Origin of the sequence: Enterococcus nangangensis (genome assembly GCF_005405245.1) — a bacterium.
Lineage (GTDB): Bacteria > Bacillota > Bacilli > Lactobacillales > Enterococcaceae > Enterococcus_J > Enterococcus_J nangangensis.
The window spans coordinates 49,991-74,286 of the sequence record NZ_BJDR01000003.1 but is presented as its reverse complement, the minus strand read 5'-3'; the positions used below and the strand labels follow the sequence as shown (position 1 = coordinate 74,286).

At 39.1% G+C, this 24,296-nt stretch carries 17 protein-coding genes; 15 read left to right on the top strand and 2 right to left on the bottom strand.

From position 1 onward, the window contains the following. Positions 1 to 69: 69 nt before the first annotated feature. Positions 70 to 1,224: an MFS transporter gene (locus tag FFM57_RS02090; protein WP_170999854.1), complete on the bottom strand. Its 1,155-nt coding sequence runs from the start codon at positions 1,222 to 1,224 to the stop codon at positions 70 to 72. Between the two features lie 341 nt (positions 1,225 to 1,565). On the opposite strand from FFM57_RS02090, the gene FFM57_RS02085 reads away from it, so the two are divergent. The 7 genes from FFM57_RS02085 to xylB all read left to right on the top strand — a co-directional run bounded on the left by FFM57_RS02085 (position 1,566) and on the right by xylB (position 11,703). Next, positions 1,566 to 3,734: a helix-turn-helix domain-containing protein gene (locus FFM57_RS02085; RefSeq protein ID WP_137598871.1), complete on the top strand. Its 2,169-nt coding sequence runs from the start codon at positions 1,566 to 1,568 to the stop codon at positions 3,732 to 3,734. Positions 3,735 to 4,014: 280 nt separating this feature from the next. Further along, positions 4,015 to 4,914, top strand: coding sequence for a carbohydrate ABC transporter permease (locus FFM57_RS02080; RefSeq protein ID WP_137598870.1), 900 nt, complete (start codon positions 4,015 to 4,017; stop codon positions 4,912 to 4,914). Beyond that, on the top strand, positions 4,914 to 5,750 hold the full coding sequence (locus tag FFM57_RS02075) for a carbohydrate ABC transporter permease (protein WP_212741473.1): 837 nt from the start codon (positions 4,914 to 4,916) through the stop codon (positions 5,748 to 5,750). Before FFM57_RS02080 ends, FFM57_RS02075 begins: the two co-directional genes overlap by 1 nt. 17 nt (positions 5,751 to 5,767) lie before the next feature. Continuing rightward, on the top strand, positions 5,768 to 7,090 hold the full coding sequence (locus FFM57_RS02070; protein ID WP_170999852.1) for an ABC transporter substrate-binding protein: 1,323 nt from the start codon (positions 5,768 to 5,770) through the stop codon (positions 7,088 to 7,090). Positions 7,091 to 7,092: 2 nt separating this feature from the next. After that, entirely contained in the window at positions 7,093 to 8,640 is a 1,548-nt protein-coding gene (locus FFM57_RS02065; protein ID WP_137598868.1) for a glycoside hydrolase family 43 protein, read from the top strand. 197 nt (positions 8,641 to 8,837) lie between these two features. Then, on the top strand, positions 8,838 to 10,145 hold the full coding sequence (xylA, locus tag FFM57_RS02060) for a xylose isomerase (RefSeq protein ID WP_137598867.1): 1,308 nt from the start codon (positions 8,838 to 8,840) through the stop codon (positions 10,143 to 10,145). Positions 10,146 to 10,206: 61 nt separating this feature from the next. Then, positions 10,207 to 11,703: a xylulokinase gene (xylB, locus tag FFM57_RS02055; RefSeq protein WP_137598866.1), complete on the top strand. Its 1,497-nt coding sequence runs from the start codon at positions 10,207 to 10,209 to the stop codon at positions 11,701 to 11,703. Positions 11,704 to 11,743: 40 nt separating this feature from the next. Here xylB and FFM57_RS02050 read toward each other — a convergent pair whose 3' ends face one another. Next, on the bottom strand, positions 11,744 to 12,904 hold the full coding sequence (locus FFM57_RS02050; RefSeq protein ID WP_137598865.1) for an ROK family transcriptional regulator: 1,161 nt from the start codon (positions 12,902 to 12,904) through the stop codon (positions 11,744 to 11,746). Positions 12,905 to 12,976: 72 nt separating this feature from the next. Between FFM57_RS02050 and FFM57_RS02045 the strand changes: the two genes are divergently transcribed. The 8 genes from FFM57_RS02045 (at position 12,977) to FFM57_RS02015 (ending at position 24,265) form a co-directional block, all read left to right on the top strand. Further along, positions 12,977 to 15,082 carry a glycoside hydrolase family 3 C-terminal domain-containing protein gene (locus tag FFM57_RS02045; RefSeq protein WP_137598864.1) on the top strand — a complete coding sequence of 702 codons (2,106 nt, stop codon included), beginning with the start codon at positions 12,977 to 12,979 and terminating at the stop codon, positions 15,080 to 15,082. Between the two features lie 158 nt (positions 15,083 to 15,240). Beyond that, on the top strand, positions 15,241 to 16,197 hold the full coding sequence (locus tag FFM57_RS09810; RefSeq protein WP_170999851.1) for an ABC transporter permease: 957 nt from the start codon (positions 15,241 to 15,243) through the stop codon (positions 16,195 to 16,197). A gap of 12 nt (positions 16,198 to 16,209) precedes the next feature. After that, a complete protein-coding gene (locus tag FFM57_RS09805) occupies positions 16,210 to 17,082 on the top strand; it encodes a carbohydrate ABC transporter permease (protein ID WP_170999850.1) in 873 nt (290 codons plus the stop codon). Between the two features lie 14 nt (positions 17,083 to 17,096). Then, the gene (locus tag FFM57_RS02035) at positions 17,097 to 18,752 is read left to right on the top strand and encodes an ABC transporter substrate-binding protein (protein WP_137598863.1); all 1,656 of its coding nucleotides are present in this window, start codon (positions 17,097 to 17,099) and stop codon (positions 18,750 to 18,752) included. Positions 18,753 to 18,815: 63 nt separating this feature from the next. After that, positions 18,816 to 19,490: a YesL family protein gene (locus FFM57_RS02030; RefSeq protein ID WP_137598862.1), complete on the top strand. Its 675-nt coding sequence runs from the start codon at positions 18,816 to 18,818 to the stop codon at positions 19,488 to 19,490. A gap of 11 nt (positions 19,491 to 19,501) precedes the next feature. Further along, positions 19,502 to 20,635, top strand: a complete 1,134-nt coding sequence (locus FFM57_RS02025; RefSeq protein WP_137598861.1) for a GDSL-type esterase/lipase family protein — start codon at positions 19,502 to 19,504, stop codon at positions 20,633 to 20,635. Between the two features lie 61 nt (positions 20,636 to 20,696). Further along, the gene (locus FFM57_RS02020) at positions 20,697 to 22,643 is read left to right on the top strand and encodes an alpha-glucuronidase (protein WP_137598860.1); all 1,947 of its coding nucleotides are present in this window, start codon (positions 20,697 to 20,699) and stop codon (positions 22,641 to 22,643) included. Between the two features lie 8 nt (positions 22,644 to 22,651). Then, the gene (locus tag FFM57_RS02015) at positions 22,652 to 24,265 is read left to right on the top strand and encodes a glycoside hydrolase family 43 protein (protein ID WP_137598859.1); all 1,614 of its coding nucleotides are present in this window, start codon (positions 22,652 to 22,654) and stop codon (positions 24,263 to 24,265) included. Positions 24,266 to 24,296 lie beyond the last annotated feature (31 nt).

Here is a 24,296-nt window from a genome sequence, read left to right as displayed (position 1 = left end):
AGATACACAAAAGCGCGTGTCACCATGAGGTGGCACGCGCTTTTTGTCCCTTTTTGCCGTAGCTAGGAATTAATTTTTGTTAGTAATTTTAAACGTTAACTCCACCATACTAATCATCAAAAGGATAAAAATCGCTAGAAAGATTGGCAAAATAGCAAAACTTATCCTATTTCCTAAGACGCCAAATAACGGCGGAATAAAAGTTGTTCCTAAGTAAGCCGCAGCCATTTGAATACCAATGATGGTGCCTGAATTTTCAGCACCAAAATTTTGTGGTGTAGAGTGAATGATACAAGGATAAATCGGCGCACAACCTAAGCCGATAATAATAAACCCCACTAAGTCAACGCGGGCATTTTCTACTGGCAATAGTAAAGCTACAATACCTAGGGCGACTATTGCAGTTCCTAGCAGAATCATTTTACGATCACCGAGGGCATTCATCATAAATCCACTGAGAAAACGCCCAACCGTCAGCCCAATATAAAAGAGGGCGGCAAATTGTGCCGCTTCTGCCGTCGTAACTCCTTTGACGGCAACTAAATACGTGCTGGCCCAGTACATCGCGGTAGCTTCCGCTGCACAATAAGCAAAAAAGCCTGCTAATAGAACGGGGACACCTTGTATTTTTAAAATGTTACGAAAACTAAGATTGACAGCAGGGAGTTCCTTTTTTTGCTTAGTAATTTTCCACACGGGTAAAGTCACCAGTAAAAGTAAGGCAATCCCTAATTGAATAATCGCGACAATGCGATAGCCCAGATGCCACGTGCCATTATCTAAAGCATAACTCATTACAAAAGGACTGACGATGGTCCCCACACCCCAAAAACAATGGAGCCAACTCATGTGGCGCGATGTATAGTGCAAGGCCACATAATTATTAAGTGCCGCATCAATAGCTCCCGCTCCTAAGCCATAAGGGATAGCAAAGACCAATAATAACCAAAACTGCTGAGCAAAAGAAAAGCCTAGTAAGGCAATCGCCGTCAAAAAAACACTAAGCACCGTGACTAGTGGGGTACCTATTTTCCGCGTTAACTTGGCGGATAACAAACTAGAAATGATGGTTCCGCCAGAAATCACCATGGAAACAATCCCCATAAAAGATAAAGGCACAGTTAAATCCGTGTGCATGACTGGCCAACCAGCACCTAACAAGGAATCCGGCAGACCTAAACTGATAAAGGCCAAATAAATAATAAGCAATAACAATGAATACACGTTTTATTCTCCCCTCGGCAATTTTTTTGGAGCGCATTTGTTCCGCTGTAAAGCAAACAGAGTAATTGACTATACATATAGCACATTTTGTCAGCGTAATGCAATGGACAAGATGACCTAACGGGACGGACAAGATGCTGAAATTAAAAAATAATAATGAAGGAGTTGCTAAAAAATATGAAGAGAGAAATTTGAATCTGCACTCTCGTGGCTAGAGAAATGTTTAATTTATGATATAGCGTTTACATCTTTAACAATTAAGGGTAGAATGACTTTGAATTACGGAAGAAGCTCGTGAGAGCATTGGAAATTTGTGATATTCGTAAAAAGGAGAGAGCATTTTGAAAAAAAGCAAATTATTTTATCGTGTATTTATTCCTCTTCTTTTTGTTGAAGTAGTTTTAGTGGTTGCTTTTTTTGCTTATATTTATACTTCTCTTTACAAATCTGTGAGTAAAAATTTAGAAGTTGAGCGGGAAAATTATGTTGTCCAGGTAAAAAATCAGTTTGTTCAAAAAATGAACAATATTGAGCAAGCGTTTTCTTCGTACAGTTCAACAGAGACCTTTAAACAAGATTTTAATAAAGAACTAGATTTTAAAGACTACCTGCATATTAGATCTGTGAGTTCAGAGTTGAATTATATTTCTTTGATGGGCATTGAAAATACCGAATATAGTTTAATCAACTTGAAATATAAGTGGAAAATTAAAGGAAATACGATCAACAATATGGATACTGCAGAGATAAAAAGTGTGGAATCTTTATTGGCACAAGAAGATAATACTATTTTTTTTCAACAGACAAGTGATGGGATAAAAATGGTTTTAGAGTTACCGGTTATTTCTAAAGAAAAGCTAGCAGTAGGAATTGCGGAAATTAAGCCTAGAGAGATGGAAAAGATAACTAATAAAGCTGGAAATAATCAAATTGCTATTATGAATAAAGAAGGGGAAATTATCTATGATAGTAACGTCTCGTTGGCAAAGAAAGAACTTAAACTAGTTCAAGATAGCGTTAAGCAAAGCGGAAACGCCAATTATTCATTTGCCGATAAACATACCATTTCTAAACAATCCGATGATGCCCAGTGGACTTTTGTGACTGTTATCCAAAAAGCAGAGGTAGCAAAATTGATATCAGGCACTAGAAACTCTTTAATTATTGTCATGTTATTAGTGCTAACTTTATTAGTCTGTGTTTCTTACGCTCTGACCAACTTCTTTTTAAGACCCATTAAAAAAATTGAAAACCATTTAAATTTAGAAACAGGTCAAGAATTATCGTTAGATAGCATTGTTCATCAAATCGACAAGCTTAAAACGGATAAAAAGGAATTAGCTAAATCAGTCAGTCAAAACATGATTCAGTTAGAGTCTTTATACGTACAAGACATTTTCGGAAAAAGGTTGACGGCTTCAGAAATTGTAGAAGAGTTTTCTGGTCTAAGACCACAAATCAAAGAACAAAAATTTTTTGTTTTAGCTTGTCAAATCAACAGCGCTTCTGAGAATTTAACTTCTACCTTAGATGGCTTTGCAATTAGAGCCCTAACGCAGGAAATATTTTCTGATCAGAATCGTTTAGGGCCAGCAGTCTATGCTAAAAATATTCAAGTTGCTATCCTATTTTTTAGCAAAGATAACAAGGAAAGCAATACGGTAATTATCGAAAATTGCAAAAAAATTGTAGCTTATGCCCAACGTTTAAAAGTGAACGTGCGGTTTGGCATTTCCAATTGTTATGAATATCTACCAAAATTATCTGAAGGATACCAAGAAGCGCGCGATGCTTTGGCTCACGCAGACGGTGATAAAGTAATTTCATTTTATGCAGATTACCAAGAAATTAGCGAGCTTAAGAAGTATCCGGTGGAGATTGAAAATCAATTGCTTGAAACACTACGAGAAGGCGACAGTTTGAAATGTACGGAGTGCTATGATGCTTTGTTTGCCGAAATAACAGGAAGTAACCAATCCTTCTTAAATATTAAATTGAATATTAGCACTTTAGTAAATCGCTTAGTAGAATTTAACCAATTGTATTTTACAACCCGACCGATTAACGAGCTGATGCAAAATTATGATGAATTGATAGCCGTAAACAATATTGTGGAGACCAAAGAAAATATTTTTAAGCGCCTTGTTCAGCCTATCTTGAATTATCAAACCTCAGCTGACATTAGTCAGGTGGCAGCCAAGATGAAGACGATTATTCATACGCAATACGATCAAGATATTTCTTTGGAGATGCTAGGGGAAAAACTTAATTACAATCCTGTCTACTTAAGTAATGCATATAAAAAGGAGTTCGGTATTAATTTCTATGACTATTTGCAAGATTATCGTATTGAAATTGCCAAAAGAATGCTTTGGGAATCAGCGTCTCCTATCAAAGAAATTGCTGAGACGCTACGGTATACAAATTCACAAAATTTCATTCGCTTCTTTAAAAGAAAAACGGGTATTACGCCTGGTGAGTACCGCAAACGCTTTGTTAAAATAGATTAAAATATATTTTGGCATTAAGATAAATGCTCTATAAACTATTAAAAATCGTATGCAATGCGTCAAAATCACATTGCATACGATTTTTTTGTGGCAATCATTATTAAAAAAGAAAAAAATAAATGATTTATCTGATAATCAATTTTCAATATCGTCTCAAGCAACCATTTAATAAGACTGTAACTGCACTATCGTCTTTAGTATTGATTATTTCCAAGATAACTTTTGTATTTTATCTTGAAAGTGTAATCGGTTACAGGAAATGAAATGAAGGGGGATAAGAATGAAAAGTCCAACGGTTCATAGAAAACGTAAGAAGGATTTGACGCCATACTTTCTATTAGCGCCCACCGTCTTATTAATTGTGTGCATTATGGTTTATCCTGTTGCACGGGTATTTTATTTAAGTATGCAAAATTATGATTTATCACAAGTTTGGAAAGACGGATTTGCTGGTTTTGATAACTATCGCAAATTATTTACAGATGAACAATTCTGGCAATCCGCAAAACTAACTCTAAAATGGGTACTGACACAGGTAGTGGCCCAGTTGATATTGGGGGTTATTGTCGCATTACTTCTAAATCAAAAATTTAAAGGTCGTGGTCTAGCCCGAACAGTTGCCTTAGTTCCTTGGGCTGTTTCCGGCGTCTTAGTCACGATGTTATGGACGTTAATGTTTGATCAGACATCCGGCTTGCTGAATGATTTATTAATGAAAGCAGGTATTATCCATGAAAAAGTCGCTTGGCTAGCCAATGATAAAACAGTCTTTGGTGCAATATCTGTAGCAGAACTATGGCGGGGAATACCTTTCTTTGCCATCAATATTTTGGCGGGCTTACAATCAATTCCCGGGGAAATATATGAATCCAGTGCTATGGATGGTTGTGGTCCAATTCGTAATTTTATCTATATAACACTGCCTTACTTAAAAGAAAGTATTATTTTTGCAACCTTGTTAAGAGGTATTTGGGAGTTCAACTCTATTGATATGATTTTCACCATGACCAATGGTGGTCCAATGAATAAGACGACGACATTACCAATCTTTATGATGAAAACTGCAATTATTAAAGGAAACTATGGCTATGGATCGGCGATTGGTGTCGTTACCTTCCTGATGCTAGGTGTGGTGTCTATCTTGTACGTGAGAGCCATGAATAGAAAGGAGAAGGTATAGTGAAAAAGAAGAAAGATTTATGGCGAATTCTCTATTTATATTTACCATTACTTTTGATTATGATAGTCGTTTTGATTCCGTTTCTTTGGGCGCTATCGATTTCCTTTAAGACTATCCCTGAGTTTCAATCGGCAAAAATTCAGTATCTACCTAAGTCACTCAATTGGGAAAACTATTTAGGAGTTTGGCAAAGCAGTGGTTTTTCAAAGTATTTTTTAAATAGTTTATTAATCTCACTGGGCTCAGTGGTGATTGTGCTCTTTTTATCCATCTGTAACGCCTATGCATTAAGTAGATATGTTTTTAAAGGCAAGTCCCAAGTCAATAGTATTTTTTTAAGCACACAAATGATGCCAGTTATTCTTTATTTGGTTCCATTATTTGCTGTCTTTAAAACAATTCATTTAATTGATAATCCAATTGGTTTGATTATTTTTAATGTCGTTTTACAGACACCGTTTAATACAATACTGATGACTAACTTTATGCGAGGAATTTCCGTTGAACTTGACGAAGCGGCCATGATTGATGGGGCTAAACGGTTTACCGTATTAAGAAAAATTTTATTGCCAATTTTAAAACCAGGATTGGTAGCAGTTGGCTCCTTTGCTTTTATCGGTTGTTGGAATGAATTTTTAGTAGCCTTTACTTTGATTCAGACACAAACGAAATTCACAATACCCGTTGGTTTAAAGAGTATGATTGGCGAATACTCTGTCAATTATCCGTCCTTAGCAGCAGGTAGTATCATTGCGTTAATTCCACCAGTAGTACTTTTTGCTTTGATTCAAAAAAATCTGGTATCTGGCCTTGGAGCTGGAGCCGTAAAAGGATAAAGAAAGAAGGAAAAATGATGAAGAAGATTTTAGGATTGGGAATTGTGTTGTTATCAAGTGCACTATTATTTGCAGGGTGTGGAAGCTCTAAGAAAGAAGAAGTTAAAGAAAATAGTGATGGGAAAACCAAAGTGACTTTCTGGGCAGCAGCAGTCAGTGAGGACCGTCAAGAATTTTTTGATTGGTTCGGTGATTACGTGTCAGAAAAATATCCTAATATTGAACTGGATATGTTAGGCGTACCAGGTAGTTTAAATGATTATCGTCAAAAACTTGATGTAGCTATTCAAGCGGGAACAGCGCCAGATATTACGAATGATTTTAGACCGGCTCTTGTAACGAATGGTTATTATGAGAATTTAAATGATTACTTTGACAAATGGGAGGATAAAGATTTAATTTCTGAAGATCTCATCAATTCTAATAAAACCTATGATCCACAAGGAGAAAATCTTTATGCACTACCTTATAGTTCTCAAACTTGGAATATGTGGGCAAGAGTGGACTGGTTAAAAGAAATTGGGAAAGATATTCCCACAACATGGGATGATTTCTTTACGGATACCCAAACACTAACTGATAAATCCAAAGATCGTTTTGGGATGGCGATTCGCGGTGGCGCTGGTAGTGCAAATACATTAGAAATGTTGATGTATGCCTATTCAGGGATTACTAATTATTTTGATGAAGATGGTAATGCTACTATTGATGATCCTAAAAACGAAGAATTTGTACAAAAATATTTAGTGGATTCATACGGCAAGGTTACAGCTGAAGATGACTTAACAAAAAGTGCAACAGAGTTGTCTAATGCTTTTCAATCTGATAAAGCAGGATTTTTCTTCCATAACTTAGGCTCAGGTAAAGCGATGGCAACAGCTTTTGAAAATGATTATAGTAAATTCCAAGCAGCTACCTTCCCAGTAAGTGAAGAAGGCTATATTGTTCATCCATCTTTGATGCCTCTTGGATTATCCATGAGTTCTAAGTCTAAGAATAAAGATGAAGTTTGGGATGTTATGTCCTTATATTTGAGTAAAGAAGTTCAAGAAAAATATTGTGAACTTTACGGTGAGATTCCCGCAAACTCTGAAGCACGTGAAGGAGACTTTTTCAAAAATACACAATATATGACTGTCGGTACTTCAATTATGAACAAAGAAAATGTGAAATTTAATGATACTCCTTATTACTTACCAACTTATGTAAACATCCAAACGGATATGGAGCCTAATATCCAAGCAGTAATGAGTGGTAGTATGACCCCTAAAGAATTATTAGCTACTTGGGCCGAAGAATTGGAAAGCGCCAAAAAAGATTACGAAGAAATGGTTAAGTAAGCATGGAAAAAACAGTAGTACGTAATCCAATTATTTCTGGTTCAAATCCAGATCCCAATGTTTTAAAAGTAGAAAATACGTATTATATCGCTGTTTCTACATTTGAATGGTTACCAGGAATACGGGTGTATCAATCTGAGGATTTAGTCAATTGGCAATACAAGACCGATATTTTAACTACGCAAGTAAACTTACAAGGGAACCCCAGAAACTGTAGCATCTGGGCTCCCCAGATAAGTTTTAAAGAGGGAAAATTTTATGTGTTGTATACCAATGTGCGTAGCACTAGAAGACCATTTAAAGATTGCCATAATTACTATATGACTGCCGATTCCATCTGCGGGCCTTGGTCTGATCCTGTTTACTTGAATAGTAGTGGTTTCGATCCTTCCTTTTTTCATGATGTGGATGGCAAAACATGGTTGCTTAATGAAATTTGGGACTATCGTTTGAAAACGTATAATAAGTCTGCTGGTATTGTGCTTCAAGAGCTAGATATAGTTGGAAAGAAATTGGTAGGTCCTGTTCATAAAATTTTTTCGGGGACTGCACTTGCTAAAACAGAAGCACCAATGTTATATAAACACGAAGACTACTATTACTTGTTCACCGCTGAAGGTGGAACAGACAAAAACCATGGAGTAACGATTTGTCGAAGCAAAACGATAAGCGGTCCCTATGAATTATCTCCCTATAACTCACTAATAACTGCACGAGACAAGCCAGAAAACCCTTTGCAATGTACTGGTCATGCCAGTCTAATAGAAAACGAATTTCATCAATGGTTTATTGTGTATCTATGTACTCGTCCGCTAGAAGGAAAATATGCAGTTCTTGGCAGAGAAACTGCAATTCAAGAAGTATACTGGACAGCAGATGGTTGGTTAAGGTTAAAAAATAAAAGCAGTAAACCAGAAGGACTAGTAGAAATTCAAACGAAAAATAAAGCTAAGCAAAATATGGATTCTACATTTTTTGATGATTTTTCGCATGGCTTAAAGACAGAATGGAATAGTTGGAAAAATCTTCCGACTGATGGGTGGTGTCGATTAACTGAAGAAGGGTTAGAGATAGTTAGTGGCGAATCTTTACAATCTCCCTTCGAACCTCACATCCTAGCTATTAGACAAAAAGATATTTGTTTTACGGCAGAAGTTTCAATGTACTTTTCACCAAAACATTATAATGAACTTGCTGGTTTAGTTTACTACCTTGATGAAGAAAACTATGTATATTCTTTTTTAACGTATGATGAGTCATTGGGAACGGTTCTTCGGATAGCCCAAAGTACGTCAGGAATATTTGAACTTTTGGCTGATGTAGTCGCAGTGGATAAATCTATTAAGTTAAAATTTGTAAGTAGTGGTATTAAAGGACAATACTATTATCAAAAAGATGATACATGGCAAATATTTGGACCGCAAATAGCAATGGAGTATTCAGCTGAAAGCTTTACGGGGAGTTATATTGGAATATCTGTCCAAAATATGAATACTATTGCCGGAAGTGTTGGTCAATTTTATTATTTTAAGTACAAACCAGAAAAATAGAATACAAGCACAAGCTGCCTCTAACGTTTAAAAGAGGTAGCTTGTATCAGTAATGATGAGCAAAAAAATAATTTTTCTTTTGAAAGCGCTTGACAAAAAGTGTCCCTTGGCGTATTCTTAGTTCATCAAGTTCGTTTATCGTACTAATCAACCTAAAAAGTAGTAGAAAAGCAACATATTTTAAGGAGGAAGAAAAGATGGCATATTTTCCAAATATCGAAAAAATTAAGTATGAAGGACCTAAGACAGACAATCCGTTTGCCTTCCGTCATTACAATCCTGATGAAGTAATCCTCGGGAAAACCATGAAGGAACATTTACGTTTTTCTGTGGCGTATTGGCACACCATGACGCAAGATGGTTCTGATCCTTTCGGCTTGCCAACGAACCAACGGAATTGGTTTGGGGCAACACCGATGGAAACGGCACGGAATCGGGTGGATGCTTTCTTTGAAATTTTAGAAAAATTAGGGGCTGAGTATTTCTGTTTCCACGATATTGATGTTGCTCCGGCTGGGGATTCTTTAGAAGAATTTTTCGCTAACTTAGACGAGATTACCGATTTAATTAAAGCGAAGATGGATGAAACAGGCATTAAATTGTTGTGGAATACCGCCAACATGTTCTCTCATCCCCGTTTTGTTAACGGTGCTGCTAGTTCTAATAACGCTGAAGTTTACGCTTATGCCGCTGCCCAAGTGAAAAAAGGTTTAGACATTAGCAAAAAATTAGGTGGTAAAAACTATGTCTTCTGGGGTGGTCGTGAAGGCTACGAATCCTTATTGAATACCGATATGGGCTTTGAACAAGATAATATTGCTCGCTTCTTTAAAATGGCCATTGCCTACGCTGAAAAAATTGGCCATAAACCACAATTCTTATTGGAACCAAAACCAAAAGAACCAATGAAACATCAATATGATTTCGATGCTGCTACCGCCATGGCTTTCATTTTGAAATACGGTTTAGAAGGCGACTTCAAGTTAAACCTTGAAGCGAACCACGCTACTTTAGCTGGCCACACTTTCGAACACGAATTGAATGTGGCTCGTTGCTACGATGCATTAGGATCCATTGATGCTAACCAAGGGGACGTATTGTTAGGTTGGGATACAGATGAGTTCCCAACAAATATCTACGATACTACGTTAGCGATGTATGAAATTTTAGAAAACGGCGGTATTGCACCTGGTGGTATTAACTTTGATGCTAAAGTGCGCCGGACTTCTTTTGAACAAGATGATTTATTCTTAGCTCACATTGCCGGGATGGATACTTTTGCTCGGGGCTTAAAAGCGGCCGCTAAAATCAAAGAAGATCGCTTCTTGGCTGATATTCGTGAAAAACGTTATGCTTCTTATACAGAAGGCATCGGCAAAAAAATTGTCGATAACCAAGAAGATTTTGAAAGCTTAACAGCTTATGCGTTAGACCACGATGATATTAAGATTGTTTCTAACCATTTGGAATTAGTGAAATCAGAATTAAACGACTATTTAGTGTAAATAGCCAACTTGGGCTAGCCTCTGGGGGCTAGCCCATTTTTTAATAGAAAGGAATAATGAGATGAGTTATGTATTGGGTTTAGACCTTGGCACCGGCAGCATTAAAGGGTTGTTGTTAAATGAAGCGGGGGAACTGATCGCCACAGCCACGAAAGATTATCCCTTAAGTACACCACAACCAGGTTTTAGTGAGCAAGACCCTCATGATTGGCTGGCAGGTGCCCGCAGTGTTTTACGTGATTTAGGAAAAAAAGTGGCGGATCTTCAAGAAAATTTAGCCGGGATTAGTTTTTCCGGTCAAATGCACAGCTTAGTTTTATTGGATGCAGATCAAGAAGTGATTCGGCCGGCAATTTTATGGAACGATGTCCGCACGACAAAACAATGCCAAGAAATTATGAAAAAAGCCGGCGAGAAAGTTTTAGCAGAAACGAAAAATATTGCTTTAGAAGGTTTTACTTTGCCTAAATTATTATGGGTACAAGAAAATGAACCGGAAAACTTTGCTAAAGCCCAGACTTTTGTCTTGCCGAAAGATTATTTAGGCTATTGGTTCACGGGCAACTTGCAGATGGAATATTCCGATGCGGCCGGAACTTTATTATTAGATGTCACAAAACGCAAGTGGGATTTAGAACTAGCAGAACTTTTCAATTTACCAGCTGAGCTTTTTCCACCATTAGTGGAGTCGCAAGGATTTATCGGTACAGTACGGGAAGAACTAGCGCAAGAATTAGGAATTGCGAATACTGTCAAAGTTTTTGCCGGGGGTGCGGATAATGCCTGTGCGGCTCTAGGCGCTGGGATTGTCTCGGAGAATATCGGTTTAGCAAGTATCGGCACATCAGGCGTCTTTTTAGCTTACGAAGGAGAAAAAGAACAAAATTACGGGGGCAAACTTCATTATTTTAATCATGTCCTTCCGAAAAGCTATTACTCTATGGGAGTAACTTTAGCTGCCGGCCAAAGTTTGACTTGGTTTAAACAAACCATGGCCCCAACGGAAAGTTTTGATGAATTTTTAGCTGGAGTGGCAGAAATACCGGTGGGCTCACTAGGCTTGCTCTTTACGCCATACATTATGGGAGAAAGAACGCCCCATATTGACAGTCAAATTCGTGCTAGTTTTATTGGCGTGGATGCACGGCATACGCGGGCCCATTTTAATCGTGCTGTTTTAGAAGGGATTACTTATTCTTTAAAAGACGCGCAAAACTTAATGACGCAAGCCGGCAAAAAATTTAACCAAGTTGTTTCTGTCGGTGGCGGCGCTAAAAATCCAACCTGGCTGCAAATGCAAGCTGATATCTTTGATTGTGAAATTGTTACCTTGCAAGTGGAGCAAGGTCCTGGCTTAGGTGCGGCCATGCTAGCGGCGTTAGGCTTAGGGTGGTTTGCAACGCCACAAGCTTGTGTCGCGACTTTTGTGTCCTACGGGAAAACGTATCAACCAATTTCCGAAAACGTCAAACGTTATCAAGATTACTATGGGCTATACCAAAAAGTTTACGGGGCAACAAAAGAACTCAGTCATGCGCTTTTGAAATTAGAAAAATAAAAAAAGAACTGCGTCATTTTCGACGCAGTTTCTCGTATTATTATAGCGGATGACGCAAATGTAACTCTTGGATGTTTAAAAAATTCATGGCTAAGTTAGCCACGCCACCGTAAAGAGTGGCTAGGTCGTGAAAAGTTCCAGTACGCAACTCAATATCTTTTAATAGGAAACTATTGAGCTTGTCGTGTAACTCTTCAACTAAACGGGAGTTTTTGCGATAGACAGAGCTATTAATAAAAATGGCTTCGGGATTGAACATAATGGCGACGTTATTGACACAAATAGCCATTAGAGACATATTTTCCATGACGAGTTTTTCGGCCACTTCATCGTGGTGCTTTAAAGCTTCCGTCAAAATATGGGAATTGGCAAAAGCCAACTTGCGCTCCGTTGCGTAACGTTCAAAGAGCACTTTGTTAGAAGCGTATTGCTCGAGACAACCGTTGTTACCACAAGGACAGTGTTTGCCATGGGGCACCAAAATCGAATGACCAATTTCACCAGCCTGCCCATTTTTACCCGTCAAAAGTTTGCCATCAATCACGATGCCTGCCCCAATACCAGAGTGGACACTGATGGCGACAACGCTGTGGTATTCTTTAGCGAAACAGTATTCGGCAAGCGCCGTTAGGTTGGCTTCATTTTCCAACAAGACGGGGTAATCGTAACGCTCCTCTAACTCGTGGGCTAAATCCATTTGATCTAAGTCATAGTAAGGTGTGAAGAGAATTTTATTTTCAGAAACAATACCGTGGATGGCTAAGGACAAACCAATCACTCCATGAGGGGTTTCCGGCATATCCAGTTCAAATTGACGGATAATTTTATCAATGTGTTCCAAGATGTTGGTCTTTTGAATAAAAAGGTTTTCGTAAGAAACCGAAGAAATTTTCTTGCCGTCTAAGAAAGTTAAAATGGCGGTAATATAATTGTAGCCAATATCTAGAGCCATCACGAGGCCGGCCTCACCATTAAATTCTAACAAAATTGGTTTACGCCCACCCACTGAGCTAGCGTCGCCAATGCCGGTTTCAAAGATCAGGTGGTTTTCGATTAAAGTTGAAGTAATACTGGAAACAGAAGCTTTGTTCAAACGTGTCTTTTGGGCAATTTGGGCCCGCGAGATACCTTCGTGATCCACAATTTCTTTTAACACCGTAGCTTCATTCCGCTCGCGGATTATATATTTACTAAGTATCATGACGCGCTCCTTTCTTAGGGTTAGTTTAGCGTACAAATTATAAAAATACAATTCATTTTTAAGGAGGATTCTATGATTTCTCATAAAGAAGCTCGTGAAACAGCTATAAGCATTGTTAAACAAATGACCTTGGCAGAAAAAATTGGTCAAATAAATTTTCGTGCACCAGCTATTTCTCGCCTAAAGATTACCGACTATAATTATTGGAATGAAGGGCTACACGGTGTCGCCCGTGCGGGTGTGGCCACTGTCTTTCCCCAAGCAATCGGCTTAGCGGCAATTTTCGATGAAGAATTAATGGCAGAAATTGCTAAAGTTATTTCTCTGGAAGGACGGGCGAAGTATAATCAGTATCACGCTATGGGAGACAACGATATTTATAAAGGATTAACTTTTTGGTCGCCTAATGTGAATTTATTTCGTGATCCACGCTGGGGAAGAGGACAAGAAACTTACGGGGAAGATCCTTATTTAACCGCCCGTCTCGGGGTGGCTTTTATTAAAGGGCTACAAGGCGATGGCAAATATTTACGTTTAGCAGCCTGTGCGAAACACTTTGCAGTCCATTCAGGACCAGAAGCTGATCGTCATTCTTTTGATGCAAAAGTAAATGAAAAAGATTTAAATGAATTTTATTTACCAGCCTTTAAAGCGTGTGTAGAAGAAGCCGACGTGGAAAGTGTGATGGGAGCTTATAATGCGATTAATGGTACGCCAGCCTGTGTTCATAATCATCTTTTAAACGATTACTTGCGGGATGAATGGGGTTTTGAAGGCCATGTTGTTTCCGATTATGGTGCATTAGAAGATGTCCATTTACATCATCACTATACAAGTGATGCCGCCGAAACCATGGCTTTAGCGATGAAGATTGGCTGCAACTTGTGTGCCGGTAATATTTCTGATGCTTTAAATGATGCTTTGAGTCGGCATTTAATTACCGAAGATGAAATTACCGAATCGGTGGTGGCTCTTTATACAACTCGCGTCCGTTTAGGAATGTTTGCGGATGACTGTGAATTTGACGAAATTCCTTATGAAGTGAATGACGCAAAAGAGCATCACGCCCTATCGTTATTAGCTGCTGAAAAAAGTATGGTGCTTTTAAAGAATCAAGAGAACTTTTTACCTTTAACTAAGAAGCCTGGTATGAAAGTGGCGGTAATTGGTCCCAATGCGCGGAGCATTCAAGCGTTACAAGGGAATTACTTTGGCACAGCTAGTGAGTACGTTACATTTTACGATGGTATTCGCGATGAAGTGGCCAGCGTAGAGGGGCGCACTTTTTACGCCTTAGGATCACATTTGTTTAAGGATCACGCAGAATCAGGTCTTTCTCGTAAAGACGAACGGGAATCCGAAGCTTTAATTGCTGTTGAACATAGCGATGTAGCGGTGCTTTGTTTAGGCTTAGATCCTACCATTGAAGGCGAACAAGGGGATGCGGGGAACGTCTATGGTTCTGGCGATAAAAACGATTTAGCTTTACCTTTCCGTCAACAACAATTGCTAGAAAAAGTTTTAGCAGTAGGGAAACCAGTTGTTGTAGTAATTGCGGCAGGGAGCGCTTTAACGCTTTCTGGCTTAGAAAGTCATCCTAACGTCAAAGGGATTATTCAGGCCTGGTATCCAGGAAGCTTTGGCGGTCGGGCTTTGGCTAATATTTTATTTGGTAAAGTAAGTCCTAGCGGGAAGTTGCCGGTAACCGTTTATCAGGATAGCAATCAGTTGCCAGCCTTTAATGATTACGCCATGGCCGAACGGACTTATCAAAACACGCAAGCGGAAGTCTTATATCCTTTTGGTTCTGGCCTGACGTATGGCAAAGCAGAGCTATCTGAATTCGCCATGAAGGAAGAAGAAAATCGTTATGTGTTTACTGGAACGGTGAAGAACACCAGCAGCTTTGACTTGGAAGAAGTTTTACAAGTTTATCTAAAAATTCAAGGCAGTGTATATGCACCTAAGAATCATAAGCTAGTTGCCTTTAAACGAGTAGTTCTACCACAAAATGAGACAGTAGAAATGCAAATAGCTGTTGCCAAGGAAAATTGTCGCATTGTGGACGAACAAGGACAATGGCGCTTTGACGGCGAAACGTATGAATTTGCACTGGGCTTTGGTCAGCCTAACTTTGACGGCCTTGAAGTAGAACACTTAAGCGTTGCGGTAGATTAAGAATTAATAGGAAAAGGTATTTCCTCAAGCGTAAGGGGAAAGCCTTTTTCTTTGAAAAAAACTTTTAAAAAGCGCTTGCATAAGTTAGATGTAAGCGTTATACTACATTCATAGGTTAGTTTAGTGAACATACGAACTCGAAAAAGGGGGAGAGCTTTATGGAAGAGGTTTCTACTTCCGCGGTACAAAAAAAGAAAAAAAGAGTCAAAAAGAAACGTAACGTTTGGAAACGGCTAAAAAGAGATTGGCAATTATATACGATGCTGATTTTGCCGGTCATTTTTTTACTCATCTTCAAATATGGACCAATGATAGGAAATGTTATTGCGTTTAGACGTTTTGTTCCCGGAGGAAATATGTTTGGTGAGCAATGGGTGGGTCTTTACTATTTTAAAATGTTCATAAGTGATGCAGCGTTTTGGGGCGTCTTCAGAAACACAATTATCTTAGGCGGTTTAAGCCTACTCTTTACCTTCCCGCTACCAATTATTTTCGCCTTACTACTAAATGAAGTTAAATCTAAACGTTTTAAAAAATTTGTACAAACCGCTTCATATTTACCATACTTTTTATCCATGGTAATCATTGCTGGAATGATTCTACAATTGACAGCTACCAATGGAGTAATTAATAATATTATTCATTTCTTTACTGGAAATACGATTGACTTTATGCAAAATGCAAAATGGTTCCGTCCTGTTTATGTCATCTCACAAGTCTGGCAAACAACTGGTTGGGGAGCAATTTTATATTTAGCAGCATTAACGAATATTGATGAGACTCTTTATGAAGCCGCTAAGATGGATGGCGCCAATCGTTGGAAACAAACGATTCACGTTACTCTGCCAGGAATCTTGCCAACGGTAGTAACCTTGTTAATCCTGAACGTTGGTAGTTTTATGGCTGTAGGTTTTGAAAAAATCTTGCTCTTGTATAATCCATTAACTTACGCCACAGGTGATGTTATTTCTACCTATTTGTATCGAATTGGGTTAGGATCCAGTAACTTTAGTTATGCCACTGCAATCGGGTTGTTTGAATCCATTATTGGCTTAGTTTTAGTACTATCCTCGAACTTTATTTCTAGAAAAATAACCAATACGAGTTTGTGGTAGGAGGAGCAAAAAATGGAAAAATCTAAAGGATATCGGATATTTACAGTTTTTAACACGATTATCTTAGTCGTTATTGTCTTTGTAACACTGTTTCCTTTTTTAAACGTCGTAGCACAGTCCTTCAGTAGCGAAGGGTATATCAATGCTGGGAAAGTTTCATTAATTCCACGTGGCTTTAACATCAACACGTATAAAATTGTTGCTGCGGATAAAATGTTTTGGATTAACTATAAGAATACAGTGCTGTACACGGTTTTAGGAACAGCAATTTCCATGGTCTTAACCACGATGTTTGCGTATGTTTTGTCTAAAAAACATTTAATGGGGCAAAAATTCTTTATTACTTTTGCAGTATTCACCATGTTCTTCAATGGTGGGTTGATTCCGAACTACGTCTTAATTCGTTCCTTAGGTTGGTTAAACGAAATTTGGGCTGTTGTTGTACCTGGCGCCTTGAGTGTTTATAACATGCTAATTATGAAAGCGTTTTTCGAGAGCTTGCCAGATTCATTAGAAGAAGCAGCGGCGATTGATGGCTTGAGTACGTATGGTATTTTCCTAAAGATTGTTTTACCCCTAAGTAAACCAATCATTGCCACCATGATTTTATTTTACGCCGTAGCCTATTGGAATTCTTGGTTTAGTGCATTCTTGTACTTCGATAAGCGGGAGCTCTTCCCAGTCACCGTTTATCTACGAAATATGGTGAAAGGAGCGACGACGGCACAGTCTACCGGGGGCATGTCTTCAGACAATGCACAGCAGGTTAGATCGAATATTAAAGCAGTAACCATGGTTTTATCGGTTTTACCAATTCTGACAGTATATCCTTTCGTACAAAAATATTTTGTCAGTGGGATTATGTTAGGGTCTGTTAAACAATAAAAGGAGGAAGAAAAATGTTCAAGAAAAAATTGTTTGTAGCATTTTCAATTGGGTTAGCTGTATTAGGTTTAAGTGCTTGTGGTAGTGGTGGCGATAGCAAGGATAAAGAGGCCACTGGAGATAGCGCGGCTGGTGTAGAAATTGATAAAGATCATTCTGCAGGAGCCATGGATGATTTTAAAGCGGGAGACACCTTTAAGGCAACTGAAGCAATTGATTTACCTTTAATGTACAGTGATCATGAAGCCTATCCTTATCAAAAAGATTGGCTGTTTAATACGGCACTTACTGAAAAAACTGATGTGACAATTGATCCCACGATTATTCCTCGCTCTGATTACGAACAAAAACGTTCTCTGTTAATCAGCTCTGGTGATGCTCCATATGTTATTACTAAAACATATCCTGGACAAGAAACGCCATTTGTATCCTCTGGTACAATTTTACCTATTAGTGATTATGTTGAATACATGCCTAACTATCAAGCTAAGGTTGAACAATGGGATTTACAAGATACTATTGATACTTTGAAACAAAGTAACGGTAAATATTACTTGCTTCCTGGTCTTCATGAAGTTGTTTGGCAAGACTATACGCTTGCTTACCGTACTGATATTTTAGAAGAAAATGGTTTAGATATTCCTGAAACTTGGGATGATTTCTATACTGTATTGAAGACTTTGAAGGAAAAATACCCTGATTCTTATCCATTTTCTGATCGTTGGACTGGTCAATCATTACTGAAAGTTGCGGCAGCTTCTTTTGGCACCAAAGGTGGTTGGGGTTACGATGCGAAAACTTGGGATGCTGATAAAAAACAATTCGTTTATACAGGAACGTCAGAACAATACAAGGAAATGGTTACGTACTTTAACAAATTAATCAATGAAGGTTTAATGGATCCTGAAAGCTTCACCCAAGATGATGATACTGCTTTACAAAAATTCTACACAGGTAAATCATTTGTCATTTCTACCAATGGTCAAGAATTAATTAATATGCAAACTTCAATGGATTCAACTTTAGGTGAAGGAAAGTACTCAGTTTCCAAAGGCTTGACTCCTGAAGGGCCTGCTGGAGCATATGTTCCAGAACACCGCTTAGAAAACGGGATTATGTTCTCTAGTAAACTTGCTGAAAGTAAGAACTTTAAAGCAACGTTACAATTTATTGACTGGTTGTTCTACTCTGATGAAGGTCAAGAATTTGCTAAATGGGGCGTTGAAGGTACAACCTACACTAAAGATGGTGACGCTTATAAGCTTGCTGCTGACGTTAACTTTAAAGGTTTGAATCCTGCAGGAACAAAAGATTTACAAAAAGATTTTGGCTTCTCTGGTGGTGTCTACTCTTATGGTGGTGCTAAGGAGTTGGTACGTTCAACAATGGATGAAACTGAAGTAGCTTGGTTAGATGAAATGGCGAAGTCTCGTAAAGAGTTAGCTTTAGATCCACCAGCACCATTTGATGACTTGGAACAAGAACAAGCTAACTTAATCGCTACTCCAGTTAAAGACTTTGTCGACCAATCTACTTTACAATTTATTGTAGGTCAACGCCCACTGGATGAATGGGATGCTTATGTGAAAGAAGCGAACGATAAAGGTGCTACGAAGTATATCGATATGGTGAACAAAGCACACGAAGAGTTTGAAAAGAATAACGAATAAGGTTTTTAGGAACCAGTTGGCCTCTGGTCAACTGGTTCGTTTTTTTAGAAAAGGAGCAAACAAATGGGAAATCAACATGAATTTACAGATGGCAAAATGTACAAAATTTCGGCGCGGGTGTATGAACTTTTACTTTTACAATTAGGTTTTATCATCACTAGTAGTCCGTTAATTTTTGCTTTTCTTTTTTTAGAAAAAGTAATCGATAATGTTTTGCTGTGGGGCTTGTTTGCCATCGTGTTGGGGCCTTCCCTTTCAGCAGTAGTCGCGGCCTTACTGACGGATCATCGAGAAGAGTATGCCCCCCTTGTTTTATATTTTAAAAAATATCGGGCTAATTTCTTAGATGCTTTGAAAGTAACTGTTCCTGTAGTGGCGATTGCAGTCGTTTTTATCGTAGATATCGCTTGGCAAATTCAAACGGCCTACAACTTTCTAGCCTGGTTTTTCTTGCTTGCGCTATTTTTACTAGGCGTCTATGCCATTTTTGCCGGGGTAATTAACGTGAAGTTTGCCTTTCGTTTGCGGGATTTGTTACGACTGTCGGCGTACTATATGTTTACCCAACTTAAGTTAACGTTAAAAATTGCCAGTTACTTAATTATTACGCTAGCCTTGATGTACTTTGTGACGGACTTTTTATTGATTTTATTTACAGTCGTTTTAATTTATCTGATTACTCAAGACTTTTTACCTGTTTTAAATGATATTCAAACTAAATTTGTTAAAAAAGGATAGAGGTGTTAAAAATGCAGTGGAAAACAACTTTTTACTATCGGCCACAAGATTATCGCACATGGCCGTCTTATATCAGTCCAGAAAAACAAGTATTACGTTTGAAAACGAATGTTAGTGGCCCGAAAATCAAACTGATTTTTGCCAATGAATTTGGGATTGAACCCTTAATTTTTGCTAAAGTAACGGTGACTTTAGGCAGTAAAACATTGGTTGTAACGAAAAACCATCAAGCAAAAATTGTTATCGCGCCAGGTGTCGTTTTCGAAAGTGACCCAATTGACCTTGCGATGGATTGTTTAGATGAATTGACGATTTGTACGTGGCTGGCTGTGCCCACAATTATCACCTCGGGTACTGTTACATATTCCCGTGCCGTTTTGAAGGTAGAAAACTTTAAAGGAGAAAGTCCCACGCCCATTTCCCAAGTAGAAGAATTTCGGATGGTACAAGAAAATCCGCGGATGTGTATGGTTTATGGTGTTGCTGGTGTGGTGACTTTAACGGCTAAAGGGAAAAATATTGCTGTTTTTGGCGACTCTTTAACGCAGCAAGGCTTTTGGATTGATGGCATGAAGGAACGACTAGTAGCAGAAGACCACCGTGAACTAGCAATTTTAAATATTGGGGTGGGGGGGAACCGTGTTTTAAAAGAAACGGACCACAGTGAAGATGGTTTTTACCGCCACGGTTACGCAGGACTTGCCCGTTTTGAAGCGGAAGTATTTTCGCCTCGTGTTCCGGATTATGTCATTATCAATCATGGGATTAATGATTTTATTCACCGCCAGTTGTACCCGCAACAAGACTTTGTCACCGCTAATGAAGTGATCGCTGGCTTAGAAAAGTATGTTGCGACGGCCAAAAGTTATGGCATTGCGCCCATTGGCGTAACCTTAGCGCCGATGCAAAAATCAATTTTTTACGAAGCACCGTTAGAGCGTGATCGCCAACTGATTAATACCTGGCTCCGGCGTAATCCTGAGCTTAAAGGGCTAATTGATTTAGATCAGGCGCTCCAAGATCCGACAGATCCAACATTATTGTTGGCCGCCGCAGATACTGGGGATGGGCTACATTTTTCGGCTAATGGGGGTCGACTAGCGGCTAAAGCTTTAGATTTAACACTCTTTGCTGAAACTAATTAGGAAATTATGGTTCGTTTATCGTACTAATCAACATTAAAAACAACAAGAGAGGATTAATAAAATGAAATTAAAACGTGATGCTGCTTGGCTAAAAAAAACGGTTAATCAGGAATTTGCTATTTTTATCGGTGGGGTGCAAGACCATGAAGACACTTTAAAAGAAGAAATTCAGCAATTATTTCCCCAAAGCCATTTAGTAACAAAAGAAGCTGCGAATTTTGTCATGGAAATTGCTGAAGCTGAAGTGTCAGGTGCAGAAGCTTATCGCATTACTAAAAATCAGGAACAAATTCTTCTCCAAGGTAGCGATTACCCTGGTTTACTCCATGGCTTTTTCCAAATCTATTTTAAATTAGTCACTCAACAAGAAATTAAAAATGAAACCGTGGTCCCCCAACAACATCTCCGGATGATTAATCAATGGGACAACGCCGATGGCAGTGTGGAACGAGGCTATGCTGGGGAATCCATTTTTTATCACAATGGTCAGTTCCGTCGTGATGATGAATTGGTGAAAGAATACGCCAGACTATTAGCTTCAGTAGGCATCAACGGTATCTCCATTAATAATGTTAACGTCCATGCTATCGAAACGAAATTTATCACGCCAGAGTATTTGCCAGATGTGAAACGGGTAGCGGATATTTTTGCAGCATATGGCATTACGACTTACTTGAGCTTAAATTATGCGGCACCTGTGGAACTTGGCGGCTTAAGCACTGCCGATCCTTTAGCGGAAGAAGTGATTGCGTTTTGGCAAAATACAGTAGCCGCGATTTACCAAGTTATTCCTAATTTTGGCGGTTTTATTGTTAAAGCTGATTCTGAAAATCGGCCAGGACCATTTACTTATGGCCGCAATCATGATGAAGGAGCCAATGTTTTAGGGCGCGCTTTAAAACCCTATGGCGGAAAAGTAATTTGGCGTTGTTTTGTTTATAACTGCAAACAAGATTGGCGGGATCATTCCATTGACCGGGCGCGGGCAGCTTTTGATAACTTTAAACCATTAGATGGTAAGTTTGAAGACAACGTCATTTTACAAATTAAAAATGGACCGATTGATTTTCAAGTACGGGAAGCGGTCTCGCCACTATTTGGCCAGTTACAAAAAACAAATCAAATTTTGGAATTTCAAATTGCCCAAGAATACACTGGCCAACAAAAACATATTTGCTATTTGCTCCCAATGTGGAAAGAAGTATTGGATTTTGAAACCTATGCTGATGAGGAAGCGCCTGTAAAAAAAGTGCTGGAGCACTTTTCCCCTGTGCCGGAAAATTCAGGGATTGCGGCAGTTGCTAACATTGGCTTTGATGACAACTGGACGGGTCATAAATTAGCCCAAGCTAACTTGTTTGGGTATGGCTTACTGATTGGGGCCAATGATTTATCCGCTGAAGCTATCGCCAAATTGTGGATTGCTTTAACTTTTGACTTAAGTCCGCAAAACCAAGATGCACTATTAGATATTTTAATGACCTCGCGGCAAACGTATGAAAATTATACGGCACCTTTAGGCGTAGGGTTTATGGTGGAACCCAATCACCACTATGGGCCTAATGTGGATGGCTATGAATATTCCGCTTGGGGCACGTATCATTACGCTGATCGTAACGGTATCGGGGTGGACCGTACCGCTAAAACAGGCACAGGTTATGTGAAACAATATTTAGGGGAAAATGTGGCCCGCTATGAAAATTTAGCTACCTGTCCCGATAATTTAATTTTATTTTTCCATCATGTAGACTACACCCATGTTTTACACAGCGGGCAAACGGTCATTCAACACATTTACGACACGCACTTTGCCGGCTATGAGACTGCCGAAGAGTACGCCCGTACGTGGGAACGGTTTAAAGAGGAAATGGATCCGGTAGCTTTTGCCAATGTACAGGAGCGTTTGCAAGAACAATTACGTTGTGGCCGCGAATGGCGGGACCAAATCAACACTTATTTTTATCGCAAGTCGGGAATTGCCGATGAACAAGGTAGAAAAATTTATTGAGGTGACTTATGAAAATTCAAAATCCAGTTTTAAAAGGATTTAATCCAGATCCGAGTATTTGTCGAGTCGGGGATGATTATTATATGGCCGTTTCCACTTTTGAGTGGTTCCCTGGTGTCCAAATTCATCATTCTAAAGATTTGGTTCATTGGCAGTTAGTCAGCCAACCTTTAAATCGTGTTAGCCAATTAAATATGTTAGGGGATCCTGATTCAGGCGGCGTCTGGGCCCCTTGCTTAAGCTACGCCGATGGGCAATTTTGGCTCATTTATTCCGATGTTAAGGTCGTGGAAGGGGATTGTTTTAAAGATGTGACCAATTATTTGGTAACCTGTGGGACGATTGACGGTGAGTGGTCAGAGCCAATTTATATGAATACCTCAGGCTTTGATCCTTCTTTGTTCCATGATCCTAGTGGCAAAAAATATTTCGTCAATATGGTGTGGGATTATCGCCCGCAAAACCACCGTTTTTATGGCATTGTTTTACAAGAGTACAGCGTTTTGGAAAAACGTTTAGTAGGAAAAAAAGAAATTATTTTTAAAGGGACAGACCTTGGTTTAACGGAAGCGCCACACCTTTATAAAATTGGCGACTATTATTATTTATTAGTGGCTGAAGGCGGCACTAAGTTTGAGCACGCAGCTAGTATTGCACGAGCTAAAGAAATTCACGGGCCGTACGAGGTGCATCCTGCTAATCCGATTTTGACTTCTTGGGCTGATTTGCGTAATCCACTACAAAAAGCCGGGCATGCCTCTTTAGTAGAAACACAAACTGGCGAATGGTACTTAGCACATTTGCTAGGGCGACCATTAAAACTGCCGCAGTTTAAATTATTAGAAAATCGCGGCTATTGTCCATTAGGGCGCGAAACCGGCTTACAAAAAATTGAATGGCACGATGCTTGGCCTTACGTGGTGGGTGGGCCTGCGCCTAGTGCAACGGTGGAAGCGCCTGATTTACCAGCGGTTTCGTTCCCTCAAGATTATCTAACGACAGACTCGTTTGATATGCCGCAATTAAATCATCATTTGCAAACGTTACGGATTCCTTTTACTGAAGAAATTGGTTCTTTGACAGCACGTCCTGGTTATCTGCGACTATATGGTGCCCAATCGCCCCATTCCACTTTTGTGCAATCCTTGGTGGCGCGGCGCTGGCAAGCTTTTCACTTTGAAGCGGAAACGTATTTAGAATTCACGCCAGAAAGTTTTCAACAATTTGCCGGCTTAATTTGTTATTACAATATTCGCAACTGGACGAGTTTCCATTTGACGATGGATGAAGAAAAAGGACGCATTTTAACTTTATTAAATTGCGATCACTTCCAAACGAGTACCCCATTGTATCAAAGAGAGATTGTTGTACCTGAGAAACAAACCGGCGTGTACTTAAAAGTTGTAGTGGAGGGCTTGACGTACCACTTCGAATATTCTTTTGACGGCCGCACGTTTACACCAGTGCCTGTAGAATTTGCTAGCTGGAAATTATCGGATGATTACGTGGATCAAGGGGGCTTTTTCACTGGTGCTTTTGTGGGGATGCATTGTGTAGACTTAACAGGTGAACACGTTGCCGCGGACTTTGATTACTTCCGGTACCAAGAAACAACTGAGTAATTTTAAAAGCGGAAGCTAAAGGCGGGGTTGG

Excerpts from the sequence above, each read along its gene's own strand:
- FFM57_RS02080 (WP_137598870.1), top strand. The coding sequence starts at position 4,015 with ATGAAAAGTCCAACGGTTCATAGAAAACGTAAGAAGGATTTGACGCCA.
- FFM57_RS02070 (WP_170999852.1), top strand. The coding sequence starts at position 5,768 with ATGAAGAAGATTTTAGGATTGGGAATTGTGTTGTTATCAAGTGCACTA.
- FFM57_RS02065 (WP_137598868.1), top strand. The coding sequence starts at position 7,093 with ATGGAAAAAACAGTAGTACGTAATCCAATTATTTCTGGTTCAAATCCA.
- xylA (WP_137598867.1), top strand. The coding sequence starts at position 8,838 with ATGGCATATTTTCCAAATATCGAAAAAATTAAGTATGAAGGACCTAAG.
- xylB (WP_137598866.1), top strand. The coding sequence starts at position 10,207 with ATGAGTTATGTATTGGGTTTAGACCTTGGCACCGGCAGCATTAAAGGG.
- FFM57_RS02050 (WP_137598865.1), bottom strand. The coding sequence starts at position 12,904 with ATGATACTTAGTAAATATATAATCCGCGAGCGGAATGAAGCTACGGTG.
- FFM57_RS02045 (WP_137598864.1), top strand. The coding sequence starts at position 12,977 with ATGATTTCTCATAAAGAAGCTCGTGAAACAGCTATAAGCATTGTTAAA.
- FFM57_RS09810 (WP_170999851.1), top strand. The coding sequence starts at position 15,241 with ATGGAAGAGGTTTCTACTTCCGCGGTACAAAAAAAGAAAAAAAGAGTC.
- FFM57_RS09805 (WP_170999850.1), top strand. The coding sequence starts at position 16,210 with ATGGAAAAATCTAAAGGATATCGGATATTTACAGTTTTTAACACGATT.
- FFM57_RS02035 (WP_137598863.1), top strand. The coding sequence starts at position 17,097 with ATGTTCAAGAAAAAATTGTTTGTAGCATTTTCAATTGGGTTAGCTGTA.
- FFM57_RS02030 (WP_137598862.1), top strand. The coding sequence starts at position 18,816 with ATGGGAAATCAACATGAATTTACAGATGGCAAAATGTACAAAATTTCG.
- FFM57_RS02025 (WP_137598861.1), top strand. The coding sequence starts at position 19,502 with ATGCAGTGGAAAACAACTTTTTACTATCGGCCACAAGATTATCGCACA.
- FFM57_RS02020 (WP_137598860.1), top strand. The coding sequence starts at position 20,697 with ATGAAATTAAAACGTGATGCTGCTTGGCTAAAAAAAACGGTTAATCAG.
- FFM57_RS02015 (WP_137598859.1), top strand. The coding sequence starts at position 22,652 with ATGAAAATTCAAAATCCAGTTTTAAAAGGATTTAATCCAGATCCGAGT.